This is a genomic window from Glycomyces sp. NPDC021274 (genome assembly GCF_040641195.1).
Classification (GTDB): Bacteria; Actinomycetota; Actinomycetes; order Mycobacteriales; family Micromonosporaceae; genus Glycomyces.
In genome coordinates this window covers 698,500-712,537 of sequence record NZ_JBFADC010000001.1, presented here as the reverse complement: position 1 = coordinate 712,537, position 14,038 = coordinate 698,500, and the positions used below count along the sequence as shown (strand labels likewise).

The following is a 14,038-nucleotide window of genomic DNA, read 5'->3' as shown; positions in this document are numbered from 1 at the left end:
GCGCAGGGCATGCCCCTTCCCACCCGCATTTGCCTCCGGCCAACCGAATAAATGCGATGACCGTCCCACAGGGGTCCGACATTTCCCCAGACGCGAGGAGCCGCCATTCCGTACCGCGCACCGCCAGCCTGCGGCTCGCGCCGCGCCGGATTATTGTTGTGGCAAATGACTAGGATCATCGCCGGCAGCTTCAAAGGCCGCCGCCTCGCCACGCCCCCGGGGGACCGCACCCGGCCCACCTCCGACCGCGTCCGCGAAGCGCTGTTCAACTCGCTCGCCCCCGGCGGCGACCTCGACGGACTGCGCTTCGCCGACCTCTACGCCGGGTCCGGCGCGGTCGGCCTCGAAGCGCTCTCGCGCGGCGCCGACTCGGCGCTCTTCGTCGAGTCGCACGCGCTCACCGCGAAACTCCTGCGCCGCAACATCGCCGACCTCGGCGTCACCGGCGCGGAAGTGATCTGCGCCCCTGTCGAGAAGACCCTCCAGAACGGCCCGGCCGAGCCGTTCGACATCGTCTTCGCCGACCCGCCCTACGCCGTCACCGACGCCGCCATCGCCGAGGTCCTCGAAGCGCTGGTAGGAAACGGCTGGCTCGCCGAGGACGCCGACGTGGTGGTCGAACGCGGCGGCAAGGAGGCCTCCGTGCCGTGGCCCGAGAAGATCGCAGAAGACCGCGTCCGGCGCTACGGCAGCACGGCACTTTGCTACGGTCACGCCCTGTGAAACCTGAAGCCCGAATCGCCGCCTGCTCCGGTTCATTCGATCCGGTGACCTACGGTCATCTCGACATCTTCGGACGCGCCGCCCAGCTGTACGATGAGGTGTGGGTCGCGGTCTTCCACAACGCTTCCAAGAACGCGTTGTTCAGCGTCGAGGAACGGGTGGAACTCCTCCGCGAGACCACCGCGGACATCCCCAATGTGCGCATCGCGTCCTTCCAGGGCCTGGTCGTCGACTTCTGCAAGGAGCACGGCGCGGGAGTGCTCGTGCGAGGCGTCCGCGCGGCCTCCGACTTCGACTACGAACTGCAGATGGCTCAGATGAACTACGGGTTGAGGGGGATCGAGACGGTGTTCATCCCGACCAACCCCCTGTACTCCTTCCTGTCGTCCTCGATGGTCAAGGACGTGGTGAAATGGGGCGGCGACATCTCGCCCTATGTACCTGAATTCGTCCAATCGCGACTGATCGAGCGTTTGCGCCAGGAATAGCCTCCTTATTCCACCCTCATCCGGGACAATGTCCCCATGACTGACATCGACGGGAGCAAATCGGTGGGTGCGCTCGACCGGATCGAAGAGATCATCGCCTACGTGGAGCAGGCCAAGGCCGTGCCCATGTCGCGGGCCTGCAAAGTTGACCGGGCCGAGATGATCGCCATGCTCGAAGAGCTCCAGAACGAACTCCCCGGCGACCTCCGCCGCGCCGAGGCCATGCTCCAGGAGCGCGACAAGATCATCGACGCCGGCGAGCGCGAGGCCGAGCGGATCATCGCCGAGGGCGAGACCGAGCACGCGAGGCTCGTCTCCCGCCACGAGATCACCGTCTCCGCCGAGCACGAGGGCAACCGCATCATCGCGGAGGCCCGCGGCGAGGCGCAGCGCCTGCGCGACGAGGTCGACGAGTACGTCGACACGACGCTCGCCAACTTCGAGCAGTTCCTGCACCGCGCCCTCTCGGGCGTGGAGCGCGGCCGCGACAAGATGCACACGCTCCGGGAGATCGGCAGCTTCGCGCCCTCGCCGCAGGAACCGGTCGAGGAGGAGAAGCCGCTCCCGCAGCTCTAGCGAGCGCTGGGTCACCGCCCGGCGGCACCGGGCGGCCCTTCGCGTGTCGGCTCGCTCACACCCCTCTCGCGTGCCGCACTGCGCCCGCTACCTGGGTTGGGGCCGGTTCCGCCGTTGATGTAGCATTACCGGTCGGCCTCGATCGAGGCGCACCTCCCTACCGAAGGACCGCAGTACACCCATGACGACGACCGCTCTGGATCCCGCCGCACCGCTGGTGTTCGACACCGCGGAACTGCGCGGCGCGGGCACGACGATGCACGTCGCGCGCGAGATCCCCGCACCCGAGGCCTACGGCCTCGAAGCGGTGTACGCGGTCCCCAAGGGCGCGGTCCTCGACCTCGACATCCACCTCACCGGCGTCAGCGAAGGCGTACTCGCCTCCGGGCAGGTCGAGGCGGTCGCCGAAGGCGAGTGTGCGAGGTGCCTCGCACCGGTGCAGGACGCTCTCAGCGTCCAGGTGCAGGAGCTGTACGCTTATGAAGGCTCCGTCACCGAAGCGACCACTGAAGCCGACGAGATCATGCGGCTCCAGGGGGATCTGCTCGATCTGGAGCCCGCGGTCCGGGACGCGCTGGTGCTGGCGATGCCAGTCACCCCGCTGTGCCGACCTGACTGCCCGGGAATGTGCGCCGAGTGCGGCATTCCCTGGGATGAACTGCCCGACGACCACGTTCACGAGACCGTGGACCCCCGTTGGGCGGGCTTGGAGAAGCTTCGACTCGCCGACAATGACGGCGAATCGAAATAGCACAGCGTAAGCGTATAGGTATGGAGTTCTGAAGTGGCTGTTCCGAAGCGTCGTATGTCGCGCAGCAACACCCGGCACCGTCGGTCGCAGTGGAAGGCTGCGCCGATCCAGCTGGTCGAGTGCCCGCAGTGCCACGCCAAGAAGCGCGGCCACCAGGTCTGCGATGTCTGCGGCACCTACAGGGGCCGTCAGGTCCTCGAGGCCTAAGTCCTCCCTCGTATGGGCGACAAGGCAGTACAACATTTCGAAGCGGTGTTCGGGGTTCGAGACATCGACCCCGAACTGCTGCGTCTCGCCCTGACACACCGGTCGTACGCCTACGAGCACGGCGGACTGCCCACCAATGAGCGCCTGGAGTTCCTCGGGGACTCCGTGCTCAGCCTGGTGGTCACCACCGCGCTCTACCAGGAGCACCCCGACCTGCCCGAAGGGCAGCTCGCGCGCTTGCGCGCGTCGGTGGTGAACATGAAGGCGCTGGCCGGGGTGGCGCGCCGCATGGGCGCGGGCGGCATCGGTCCGCATCTCCTGCTCGGCAAGGGCGAGGAGAGCTCGGGCGGGCGCGGCAAGAACTCGATCCTCGCCGATGCGGTGGAGGCGCTGCTGGGCGCCGTCTACCTGCAGTACGGGGTGGAGACCGCCAAGCTCGTGGTGCACCGGTTCTTCGATCCGCTCATGGAGGCCGCGGCCGGTCAGGGTGCTGCCCTGGACTGGAAGACGAGCCTGCAGGAGCTGACGGCCGACTCCGGTCTCGGCGTGCCCGAGTACCGGATCACCGAGTCCGGTCCCGACCACGCCAAGGAGTTCACGGCGTGGGCGGTCGTGGCCGGCGAGGAGTTCGGCGAGGGCTCCGGCGGTTCCAAGAAGGACGCCGAGCAGATCGCCGCCAAGCTCGCCTGGCAGATGCTGTCCGAACGCCTCGGCGTGAAGCAGCGGTAAGTTTTCGGGAAGGGCGGAACCGGTTCTCCGGTTCCGCCCTTTCGCTATCGCTGGCACTTCGGGCAGTAGTGCGCGGACCTGTCGCCGATGACCTCGCGTCTGATCGGGGTGCCGCAGCGCTTGCACGGTTGGCCCGCGCGGCCGTAGACCGCGAGTTCGCGGGCGAAGTACCCGGCCTCGCCCCGGGCGTCCACGTACAGCTCGTCGAACGAGGTGCCGCCGATCGCGAGCGATTCGGTGAGCACGTCCTTGACATGCCCGAGCAGCTCGAGGGCCTTGCGCTTCGAGAGGGAGTCGCCGCTGCGCCTGCCGCGCAGCCGCGCACGCCACAGCGCCTCGTCGGCGTAGATGTTCCCGACCCCGCTGATCCACGTCTGGTCGAGCAGGGCCTTCTTGACCTCGATGGTGCGCCGCAGCAGCCGCTCGGCGGCCGCGCCGGCGTCGAACTCGGCCTCGAACACGTCCGGGGCGATGTGCGCCATGGTCTTCGGGACCGCGCCGTCGAGTTCCACGAGGTCCCAGTACCCGAAGGTCCGCTGGTCGATGAACCACAGCTCGCGTGCGTCGGCGAACCCGATGCGGCCGCGCAGGTGCTTGTGCGCCGCGCGTGCGGCGGTGACGACGTGCAGCTGGCCGCTCATGCCGAGGTGGCAGACGAGCGCGCGGCCGTCATCGAGGGTCAGCCACATGAACTTGCCGCGCCGTCCGCTGCCGGTGACCTGGAGGCCCGTGAGGCTCAGCTGGAAATCGGCGATGCCGGTGGCGTGGCGGCGCACGGTGCGGGGGTTGTACACCTCGACGGTGCGGATGCGCCCGCCGCGGAAGGCCTCGTCGACCCCGCGGCGGACGGTCTCTACTTCGGGAAGCTCTGGCACTCCTCAAGTATGAGCCCTCTGCTGCGCCCCGCCGCCGCGGCTCAGCTGAGCTGCGGGTGCTTCTCCCTGACGGTGTCGAGGCCGTAGTTGATGGCGAAGGCGATGGCGGCGAGGCGCGAGTTCACGCCGAGCTTGCCGAGCACGTTCTGGACATGGGAGCGGACGGTGGAGACGGAGACGCCCATCTGGGTGGCCATCTGGGCGGTCGGTTCGCCGCGCACGATGCGGCGCAGGACGTCGTCCTCTCTCGGCGTGAGGTGGTGTGCGAGTTCGAGCGCGTCGTGCTCGCCGAGGAGCGGGGCCGGTTGGAGGGCCGCGCGCAGCAGTTGCGGATCGTAGTAGGGCGGACTGAGGAGCCCGCGGTCGATGGCTTCGAGCAGATCGCCGGGCATGATGTGCGTATTGGCTATTCCGGCGGCCGAGACCGAGACGGCCTTGCGGAGGACCGAGCCGTCGTCGCGGTCGGTGATGAGGAAGACCGGTCTCTTGCAGTCGGTCAGCACCCGGTTGCGGGAGACCGCTTCGAGTGCGACCAGGCAGCAGTCGATCTGCGCATCCGCCGCCACGAGCGCTTTCGCGCTCCTGGCCTCGACTGGGATGTCACCGCGTCGGTGGAGCAGGGGTCGAATGCTGGCGGAGAAGACCTGATTCGGGTCGTACAGCATGACACGCACGGTTGGCACCTCGTCCTTCAGGTTTTTTGGTCGCCTCCCCAGATGCGCGCCTCAGCGGGCGGCCATCCCAGCATGACTGTTGGTAATCATTCAGTCCAGGCTTGAGTCGGATGGACGACAGAAAGAGGTTCCAGCAGGGTTCACCTGCGATAATGCTGGCCCGTCAATGCCCCGAAACGGGGTCGTCTCAGCCGAAGTTCTGGACCCAGTAGAGGGTGCCGCTCCGGTCCGCGACACCGACGCCGAGGACGCTGTAATCGCAGTTGAGGATGTTGGCGCGGTGCCCTTCGGAGTTCATCCAGCCCTCCATGACGGACGCGGCGTCGGGGTAGCCCGCGGCGATGTTCTCGCCGACGCCGCCTTCGTAGCCCTGCTCGGCGGCGCGTTCGGTGGGGCCGCGGCCGTCCTGCGAGGTGTGGTCGAAGTAGTCGTTGGCGGCCATGTCCTCGGCGTGGAGGCGCGCGGCGGCGTCGAGGCGGGCGTCGCGTTCGAGGGGATCGCAGCCGGCCTCGGCGCGTTCGGCGTCGACGAGGTCGGCCACGGCCGCCTCCGTGTCGGCGTACTCGCTGGATCCGCCCTGGTCGTCATCGTCGTCGGACTCGCCGTCGTCCGCCTGGGTGGGGGCCGCGGTGGTCGCGTCGGGGGTCTCGGTGGTGGGGGCCTCCTCGGCCTCCTGCGTGCGCATGGCGGCTTCGCTGGGGGCGTCGAGCGCCGGGGACTCAGGCGAGGTGGGGTCCTCCGGGAGGGTGGTCTCGACCTGGGCTGTGGTGGGGGCGTCGCCGGAGGCGGCGAGGCCGTCGAGTGGCGATCCGAGCGCCCACAGTGAGGTCGCACCGGCCGTGAGACCGAAGACCGCGGGGATCAGCATGAGCATCCGGCGGCGGTGCTCGGCGCGGTCGCGGTGGCGTCCGCCCTGGAGTCTTCGCATGGGGGTAGGGCCTCGTCACGTGGGGTTACGTGTAAATCGTTCGGATTTTCCGGGACCCTACCAGGTTTGCGCGCCTCGTGCACGAAGCAGATCGCCCGTGCTCAGACGTGAGGCACCCCCCACGAGTGTGACCCCCGTCGAATCCGATGGGCAAAGCATGTGCAAAGCTTGACGAGAACCGTCGATCAGGCGGATGATGTCAGGAGACGGCCAGTGTTCACGAGCCGTGCTCCACTGGTCCGGCTAGGGGCAATCGGCCCCAGCGACTAAAAAAATTCACTCAGCAAATGCGACGTTTTCATGGTGCGTACGCCAACGCCACCAGTCGACGTGATCGCAAGGAGAAACCATGGCGAAAGCCCTCTACGGCCACATCGGCCAGGCTCCCAACAAGCGCCTGCTCGAAGAAGTGGTCCAGCTACGCGCGCGAGTACGCAACCTCGAGTCCGAGCTCGCCGAGCTCCGGGCCCGGGAAGACGAGATCGAGCACGATCATGTCGAGGAGTTGATGCGGCTGCAAGAGCCCGCGTTGACTTAAGTCGTCTCGCGACAACGGAAGAACGGCGCGCCTGCTGATACAGCCGGCGCGCATTGTCATGTCCGCCCCTGAAAGCCGCGCCGGCCCTCCCGAGTTCGTCCCCTTTGGGGCCTTTGATATACCCCTCTCCCCGATGGCGGCCTTGTAGGCTGGGACGGTCCCGCACAGAAGCGACGCACACCAGCCCGGAGCGACCGTTGTACCTGAAGAGCCTCACGCTGAAGGGCTTCAAGTCCTTCGCCTCGGCCACGACCCTGCGTTTCGAACCGGGGATCACCTGCGTCGTGGGCCCGAACGGCTCCGGGAAGTCCAATGTCGTCGACGCCATCGCCTGGGTCCTCGGCGAGCAGGGCGCGAAGTCCCTGCGCGGCGGCAAGATGGAGGACGTCATCTTCGCCGGCACCACCGGCCGCCCCGCCCTCGGCCGCGCCGAGGTCACGCTGACGATCGACAACTCCGACGGCGCCATCCCCATCGACTACTCCGAAGTCTCGATCACCCGCCGCATGTACCGCTCCGGCGAAGGCGAGTACGAGATCAACGGCGACCGCTGCCGCCTCCTCGACGTGCAGGACCTCCTCTCCGACGCCGGCATCGGCCGCGAGATGCACGTCCTCGTCGGCCAGGGCAAGCTCGACTCCTACCTGCACGCCCGCCCCGAGGACCGCCGCGCGTTCATCGAGGAGGCCGCCGGCGTCCTCAAGCACCGCAAGCGCAAGGAGAAGGCCCTCCGCAAGCTCGAGGGCATGCAGGGCAACCTCGACCGCCTCGCCGACCTCACCGGCGAGCTGCGCCGCCAGCTCAAGCCGCTCGGCCGCCAGGCCGAACTCGCCCGCCGCGCCCAGACCATCCAGATGGACCTGCGCGAGGCCCGCCTGCGCCTCCTCGCCGACGACCTCACGTCCCTGCGCGGCAACATCGCCAAGGACCTCGCCGACGAAGAGGCCCTCAAAGAGCGCAAGGACGTCCTCGCCGAGGAGCACGAGCGCCTGGGCGCCCAGGTCACCGAGGTCGAGGCCGCGCACGCCGCCGACAAGCCGCGCCTGGCCCGCCTCCAGGAGACCTGGTACCGCCTCCAGGCCGTCGCCGAACGCCTGCGCTCGACCGCCCAGCTCGCCGCCGAGCGCCGCCGCTACCTCTCCGAGGACGCCGGGGACGACCGCGCCGGACGCGACCCCGAAGTCCTGGAGACCGAGGCCGAGCGCATCCGCGAGCAGGAGATCGAGCTGCGCGAGTCCATCGCCGAGGACTCCGAGCGGCTCTCCTCCGCAGTGGAGGCCCGCGAGGAGACCGAGGCCGCGCTCTCGGAAGCCGAGCAGCGCATCGTCACCGCCGTGAAGGCCGCCGCCGAGCGCCGCGAAGCCCTCGCCACCCTGCGCGGCCGCGTCGACTCCCTCCAGACCCGCACCGCCGCCGCCGCCGAAGAACTCGAACGCGCCAGCATCGCGCTCGCCGAAGCCCGCGAACGCGCCGAAGCCGCCGCCGAGGCCCATGCCGAAGCCGAGGCCGAGCACGAAGCGGTCGAATCGAACACCGAGTTCGACGAGGCCGTCGCCGAAGCGAAGGCCCGCGTCGCCGCCGCCAAGGCCGAAGCGGACCGCCTCCAGGCCGCCGAGCGCGAAGCCGACCGCGAAGCCTCCCAGTGGGCCGCCCGCGAGGAGGCGCTCGCGGTGGGTCTGCGCCGCAAGGACGGCGCCGCCGCACTCCTCGCCCGCGCCGACGCCGCCCCGGGCGTCCTCGGCTCCGTCGCCGCCCTCCTCACCGTCGAACCCGGCTACGAGGCCGTGCTCGCCGCCGCCCTCGGCCGCCTCGCCGACGCCATCGCCGTCACCGACCCCGCCAGCGCCGCAGCGGCGCTCAAGTTCCTCCGCGACGAAGACGGGGGACAAGCAGGGTTCGTCGTCGCAGGCGCGCACTCACATGTGGACATCCCCAGTGGATACAAGGCCGTCGCCGACACCGTCTCGGCCCCCGCCGAACTCGCCTCCACGGTCCGCGCGGTCCTCGCCGGCATGGTGGTCGCCGACGACCTCGACGCCGCCCGCGCCATCGTGGACGCCCACCCGCATCTCACCGCCGTCACCCGCGCGGGCGACGTCCTCGGGGCGGCGACCGCGTTCGGCGGCTCCGCGAAGGCCCAGTCCTACATCGAGATCCAGGCCGCCGTCGACGAGGCCCGCGACCGCAAGCTCGCCTCGGAATCCCTCGCCGCGCAGCTGCGCGAGCAGTACGAGGCCGCCCGCGAGGCCCACGCCGAAGCCGAGGCCGCCGCCGAGGCGGTGCGCACCGCCCAGCGCCAGGCCGAGGCCGCGCACAGCGTCGTCGCCCGCCGCCTCGCCGAACTCGGCGCCGCCGCCCGCAGCGCCGAAGCCGAGGTCGCCCGCCTCCAGCAGACCAAGGACCGCGCCCAGGCCGCCCGCGAGACCGACACTGCCGGTCTCACCGAGCTCGAAGCGCGGCTTGAGGAACTCGAATCGCTGCCCGCGATCGAGGAGCCCTCCACCGACGAGCGCGACGTCCTCTCCCGCGCGCTCGACGCCGCCCGCCAGAACGAGATGGAGACGCGCCTCTCCGTCCGCACCGCCGAAGAGCGCGCTTCCGCGCTCGCCGGCCGCGCCGACGCCCTCGCCCGCCAGGCCCAGTCCGAGCGCGCCGCGCGCGCCCGCGCCGAAGCCCGCCGCGCCGCCCGCGCCCGCGGGGCGAAAGTCGCCGCGCTCGTCGCCGAGGCCGCCGAGAACGCCGGCGTCGCGCTCACCGACTCCCTCGAGGCCGCGGCGATCGAACGCGACCGCGTCGCCGCCGAGCAGACCCGCCGCGAAGCCGCCCTCGCCGACCTCCGCAACCGCGCCGGGGCCACTGCGGCCGAACTCGAGCGCATCACCTCCGCCGCGCACCGCGACGAGGTCGCCCGCGCCGAGCAGCGCCTGCGCATCGAGCAGCTCGAAGAGAAGGCCGGGGCCGAGTTCGGCGTCGACATCGAGACCCTCCTCGCCGAGTACGGCCCCGACCAGCTCGTGCCGCCCAGCGCCGAAGAGGTCAGCGCCGCATTGGAGAAGGGCGGGCCCGAACCCGAGCCCTACGAGTTCGACCGCCCCACCATGGAGAAGCGCGCCGCCCGCGGCGAGCGCGAACTCAAGCTCCTCGGCAAGGTCAACCCGCTCGCACTCGAAGAGTTCGCGGCCCTCGAAGAGCGCTACAAGTTCCTCAACGAGCAGCTCGAGGACGTCAAGAAGACCCGCGCCGACCTCACCACCGTCGTCAAGGAAGTGGACGACCGCATCCAGCAGGTCTTCGCCGAGGCCTTCGCGGACACCGCGCGCGAGTTCGAGAACGTCTTCCAGACGGTCTTCCCCGGCGGCGAGGGCCGCATCCTGCTCACCGACCCCGACGACATGCTCCACACCGGCGTCGAGGTCGAGGCCCGCCCGCCCGGCAAGAAGGTCAAGCGGCTCTCGCTGCTCTCGGGCGGCGAGCGGTCCCTGACCGCGCTGGCGCTGCTGGTCGCGATCTTCCGCGCCCGCCCCAGCCCGTTCTACCTGATGGACGAGGTGGAGGCGGCGCTCGACGACGTGAACCTCGGCCGCCTCCTGGACCTCTTGCGGCGGCTGCAGGAGAACTCGCAGCTGCTCATCATCACGCACCAGAAGCGGACGATGGAGATCGGCGACGCGCTGTACGGCGTGACGATGCGCGCGGGTGTCACGCAGGTCATCAGCCAGAAGTTCTCCCGCGAAGAGGACTGACCGGCCCCCAGTACAGTGGTTGCACGTGTGCGACTGCCCGGTCGCATCCGTGCGACTGAAGCTCTGGTGGAGGACTTTCCTGTGGACAACCTGTGGATCTGGGTGGTCGCGGCCGTCGTCGTGATCGCGGCGCTGGTCGGCATCGTGGTCGGTGTGCGCGCTTCCCGCTCGAAGGCGGTCGAGGCGCCGGCCGAGGAGCCGCAGGTCGAGGCCCCGAAGCAGGCTGAGCCGGAAGCCGAGGCCCCCAAGGACGAGGGGCCGCAGCCGGCGGCTCCGGCCATTGAGAAGCCCGAGCCCGTCGAAGGCCGCCTGGTGCGGCTGCGCTCGCGCCTCGCCCGTTCCAACAACGCGCTCGGGAAGGGCCTGCTGGCGCTCCTGGCGAGCGACAAGCTCGACGACGACGTGTGGGACGAGGTCGAGGAGACGCTGCTCGGCGCGGATGTCGGCATGGCCGACACGACCGCGGTGGTCGAGAGCCTGCGCGAGCGGGTGAAGGTCCTGGGCACCCGCGATCCGGAGGAGCTGCGCCGCCTGCTGAAGGCCGAGCTCACCGCCGTGCTCGAACCGGAGCTGGACCGCTCGATCGCCACCGTCTCGCCCTCGGGCGAGGGCCCGGCCGTGATCATGATGGTCGGTGTCAACGGCTCGGGCAAGACCACGACCTGCGGCCGGGTGGCCCGCGTGCTCATCGCGGAGGACAAGACCGTGCTCATGGGCGCGGCGGACACGTTCCGCGCCGCCGCCGCTGAGCAGCTGGAGACCTGGGGCTCGCGTGTGGGCGCCAAGGTGGTGCGCCGCGGCGAGGGCGCCGACCCCGCTTCGGTCGCGTTCGACGCGGTGAAGGCCGGGGCCGAGGAGGGCGCCGACGTCGTGCTCATCGACACCGCCGGGCGGCTCCAGAACAAGGCCGGGCTGATGGACGAGCTCGGCAAGGTCAAGCGGGTCGTCGAGAAGCAGGGCCCGGTCGCCGAGACCCTGCTGGTGCTCGATGCGACCACCGGCCAGAACGGCCTGCAGCAGGCGAAGGTCTTCGGCGAGGTCTGCGACGTCACCGGCATCGTGCTCACCAAACTCGACGGCTCGGCCAAGGGCGGGATCGTGATCGCGGTTCAGCGGCAGTTGGGGGTACCGGTTAAGCTGGTCGGACTCGGGGAGGGGCCGGACGACCTGGCCCCGTTCGAAGTCGGAGCGTTCGTCGATGCGATTGTCGACGGCGCCGAGTCCTGACACCCCTTAACGAAGACGGCAGGCACTGCGGGGACCGGTGAGCCAAGACGAGATTCCGCTGATCGGCGGCAACACGAGCACGGTCGTCCGCCTGGGGGACACGGTCCGCCGGAACACGGGACCCTGGACTCCCGCGGTGCATTCGCTCCTGCGGCACCTGGACGGCGCCGGCTTCACGGGCGCGCCGCGGGTGCTCGGCATCGACGAGCACGCCCGGGAGGTGCTCTCGTTCGTCGAGGGCGAGCCGGGCAAGTACCCGCTGGCGCCGCACTGGACGACCGACGAGACGATGAGCGCGGTCGCGAAGATGCTGCGGATGTTCCACGACGCGCAGTACGGCTTCCGGCCGCCGCAGGGCGCCACCTGGCGGTCCTTCGGGCCGCCGCCGCCGGACACCGAGGTCATCTGCCACCACGACGCCGCTCCGCACAACGTGGTCTGGCGGCCGGACGGGACGCTCTCGCTCATCGACTTCGACCTGGCGAGCCCCGGCGCGCGGATCTACGACGTCGCGTACGCGGCCTGGACGTGGGTACCGATCTTCACGGACCGGGACTCGGTCACGCTGGGCTGGAAGAAACCCGACCGGGCGCGGCGGCTGCGGATGTTCGCGGACGCGTACGGGCTCTCCGACCGGGACCGGCAGCGGTTCATCAAGGTGATCCGCAAGCGGATCGTGGACCACATCGAGGGCATCCGGCGGATGGCCCAGGCGGGCGATCCCGCGTTCGAGCGGATCGTGGAGAAGGGCCACCTGCGCCGGCCGGCGCGGGACCTGCGGCTCCTGGACGCTGAGCGGTACATCCTCGACGAGGCGCTGCGGTAGGCCCGCGTTCGGCAGTGCCGTTCGAGCGTGCTCGCTTCGAGCCTGTCCTCCGTGACGAAGACCCGCCGACGAGCCGGGAGCCGGGGGTCTTCGCCCTTGCCGCGAAACCTGGGAGCGGGCACCGCGGACCGCACGAATGGAGCGCTCCCAAAGGGAACCGTGCGGATGCGCAGCGATCCGCTGGTCTGGGGAGGCGCCGCCGGGTGCGGCTTCTTGATGGTTTTGAGGGAAGTGAAGCAAACCTACCGTGCGAGCGCTTGCCTGTCAATAGATAGGCAAATGTCAATATCTCTTACGGCTCGGCACGCGAAACCCATTGCGGCTCAAGCCCGGTTTCAGCTCGCGGTCCAGCGCAGTTCGCGGGAGGCCAAGGGGCCGTAAGCGGTCACGGCCGCCAGCGCCGCGCGGTGCTCGCCCGGCTCGCGGTCCAGCGCGCGCGCGAAGCGCTGCCGGCCTTGCGCGATGATCGCTTCGCCGTTCCACGAGCCGCCGATCGCGTACGGGTGCACCGGCTTCAGCTCCACGGCCGGCGCACCGTCAAGTGCGGTCACGCCGATCGCGAGGTCGGAGAGGCGCGGGTAGGCCTCGGCGCTGTCGCGCACCAGCCGCTCGGTCGCCAGGACCTGGCCGTCCTGGAACACGGGCACGAAGCCCTCGGGCTCCCACGCGATCCCGGTGACCGAGGCGTGCGCGAAGTACGCCGCCCACAGGCCCGGGTCCTTCATCGGCGCGCGCGGCCCCACGTGGACCGGCCGCGCGGGCCGTTCGCGCGCTTGGAGTTCGGGCAGGCTCAGCGGCTTCCCGTTCTCGTCGGCCCAGTACGCGCCGTGCTGGCCGTCGAGCAGCACCCACTGGTCGAGGTCGTCGATCCAGGCCTCGGCCACGGCATGGCCCTGGCCCACACCGTCGTGGTAGTCGCCGCGCCGCAGCCACACCCGGCGGGCGGGGACGCGGAGCGCGTTGAGCCCCTGCGCGAGCACGATCGAGTACTCCACGCAGGAGTAGCGCGCGCCGTTGGCGACCTGCTCGAGGACGTCGAGCGCGTCGCCCGCATTGATGCGCGCGTTCGCGTGCCGCCACAATCCTGCCGTCCACCCCAGCAGGGCCTTCGCCGTCTCCCAGGCCCCCGCACGGGGCTGCGGCAGGCGCGGCGGCAGCTGCGGTTCGCGGTGGGCCTCGGCGCGGTCGAGGCGCAGCGGCGCGGCCCGCCCCGGCTCGGGCCAGGCCGTGAGCCGCAGCGCCGGGCGGGGCACGTTCGCGCGGGCGCGCTCCATCACCGCCGCCCAGTCCGGATCCGCGCCGAACGCGGCCGAGAGCTCGGGCTCGAACAGGTCGGTCTGGTGGAACCCGGCGTCGATCGCCTCGTCGAGCCGCGACCGGGCGTTCTTGAGGCCGACCTTGTGGGCGGCGATGGCGAGCGAGGGGGCCCAGAGGTCGCGCCAGAACTCGGTGTCGCCGCGCAGGATCCGCTCGAGGTCCAGGAGCGTCCACCAGCGGGCGCCGCGCATGGCGTCCTGCGCGACGGTGCGCACGCGCGCGAGCTTCGCCGGGCTGGGCGCGGGCGGCGTGCCGCGCCGGCCGTGCGGGTGGTCGGCCGGCGCGCTGCGCTGACGGGGCTGGGTCATGCGTATGAGGGTAGAGTCACCGGCACGCCGCTCGCAAACGTTGTTGTGCCGCGTCCGCACCTCCGCTAGAGTGGGCCGCATGATCTTTTAGAAGAGATTCGGCCGCCTCCTGCGATGAGGCCGCCAAT

At 70.4% G+C, this 14,038-nt stretch carries 14 protein-coding genes; 10 read left to right on the top strand and 4 right to left on the bottom strand.

All coding sequences use genetic code 11. From position 1 onward, the window contains the following. Window positions 1–165: 165 nt before the first annotated feature. From rsmD to rnc, 6 genes are all read left to right on the top strand, one after another. Window positions 166–723 (top strand): 16S rRNA (guanine(966)-N(2))-methyltransferase RsmD, encoded by a 558-nt coding sequence (gene rsmD, locus AB0I03_RS03200; protein WP_360405528.1) that lies wholly within the window; start codon window positions 166–168, stop codon window positions 721–723. Next, the gene (gene coaD, locus AB0I03_RS03195) at window positions 720–1,211 is read left to right on the top strand and encodes a pantetheine-phosphate adenylyltransferase (protein ID WP_270115622.1); all 492 of its coding nucleotides are present in this window, start codon (window positions 720–722) and stop codon (window positions 1,209–1,211) included. The genes rsmD and coaD overlap by 4 nt, the downstream gene beginning before the upstream one ends. A 63-nt stretch (window positions 1,212–1,274) precedes the next feature. Continuing rightward, window positions 1,275–1,787 carry a hypothetical protein gene (locus tag AB0I03_RS03190; protein WP_360405942.1) on the top strand — a complete coding sequence of 171 codons (513 nt, stop codon included), beginning with the start codon at window positions 1,275–1,277 and terminating at the stop codon, window positions 1,785–1,787. Between the two features lie 181 nt (window positions 1,788–1,968). Next, on the top strand, window positions 1,969–2,538 hold the full coding sequence (locus AB0I03_RS03185; protein ID WP_360405524.1) for a YceD family protein: 570 nt from the start codon (window positions 1,969–1,971) through the stop codon (window positions 2,536–2,538). A gap of 33 nt (window positions 2,539–2,571) precedes the next feature. Beyond that, a complete protein-coding gene (rpmF, locus tag AB0I03_RS03180; protein WP_360405521.1) occupies window positions 2,572–2,745 on the top strand; it encodes a 50S ribosomal protein L32 in 174 nt (57 codons plus the stop codon). Window positions 2,746–2,757: 12 nt separating this feature from the next. Next, a complete protein-coding gene (rnc, locus tag AB0I03_RS03175; protein ID WP_360405519.1) occupies window positions 2,758–3,474 on the top strand; it encodes a ribonuclease III in 717 nt (238 codons plus the stop codon). A 44-nt stretch (window positions 3,475–3,518) separates the two neighbouring features. Here rnc and mutM read toward each other — a convergent pair whose 3' ends face one another. The 3 genes from mutM to AB0I03_RS03160 form a co-directional block, all read right to left on the bottom strand. Further along, window positions 3,519–4,349, bottom strand: coding sequence for a bifunctional DNA-formamidopyrimidine glycosylase/DNA-(apurinic or apyrimidinic site) lyase (mutM, locus tag AB0I03_RS03170; protein WP_360405517.1), 831 nt, complete (start codon window positions 4,347–4,349; stop codon window positions 3,519–3,521). 41 nt (window positions 4,350–4,390) lie between these two features. After that, window positions 4,391–5,014: a response regulator transcription factor gene (locus AB0I03_RS03165; protein ID WP_360405939.1), complete on the bottom strand. Its 624-nt coding sequence runs from the start codon at window positions 5,012–5,014 to the stop codon at window positions 4,391–4,393. A 196-nt stretch (window positions 5,015–5,210) separates the two neighbouring features. After that, window positions 5,211–5,951 carry a CAP domain-containing protein gene (locus AB0I03_RS03160; RefSeq protein WP_360405514.1) on the bottom strand — a complete coding sequence of 247 codons (741 nt, stop codon included), beginning with the start codon at window positions 5,949–5,951 and terminating at the stop codon, window positions 5,211–5,213. 349 nt (window positions 5,952–6,300) lie between these two features. Between AB0I03_RS03160 and AB0I03_RS03155 the strand changes: the two genes are divergently transcribed. The 4 genes from AB0I03_RS03155 (at window position 6,301) to AB0I03_RS03140 (ending at window position 12,285) form a co-directional block, all read left to right on the top strand. Next, window positions 6,301–6,489 carry a hypothetical protein gene (locus AB0I03_RS03155; RefSeq protein ID WP_205325179.1) on the top strand — a complete coding sequence of 63 codons (189 nt, stop codon included), beginning with the start codon at window positions 6,301–6,303 and terminating at the stop codon, window positions 6,487–6,489. 197 nt (window positions 6,490–6,686) lie between these two features. Continuing rightward, window positions 6,687–10,232, top strand: a complete 3,546-nt coding sequence (gene smc / locus AB0I03_RS03150) for a chromosome segregation protein SMC (protein ID WP_360405511.1) — start codon at window positions 6,687–6,689, stop codon at window positions 10,230–10,232. 81 nt (window positions 10,233–10,313) lie between these two features. Further along, entirely contained in the window at window positions 10,314–11,459 is a 1,146-nt protein-coding gene (ftsY, locus tag AB0I03_RS03145; protein ID WP_360405508.1) for a signal recognition particle-docking protein FtsY, read from the top strand. Between the two features lie 37 nt (window positions 11,460–11,496). Continuing rightward, window positions 11,497–12,285, top strand: coding sequence for an aminoglycoside phosphotransferase family protein (locus AB0I03_RS03140; RefSeq protein ID WP_360405505.1), 789 nt, complete (start codon window positions 11,497–11,499; stop codon window positions 12,283–12,285). Between the two features lie 335 nt (window positions 12,286–12,620). Here the strand turns inward: AB0I03_RS03140 and AB0I03_RS03135 are convergent, their stop codons facing one another. Then, window positions 12,621–13,910 carry a hypothetical protein gene (locus AB0I03_RS03135; RefSeq protein WP_360405502.1) on the bottom strand — a complete coding sequence of 430 codons (1,290 nt, stop codon included), beginning with the start codon at window positions 13,908–13,910 and terminating at the stop codon, window positions 12,621–12,623. Window positions 13,911–14,038 lie beyond the last annotated feature (128 nt).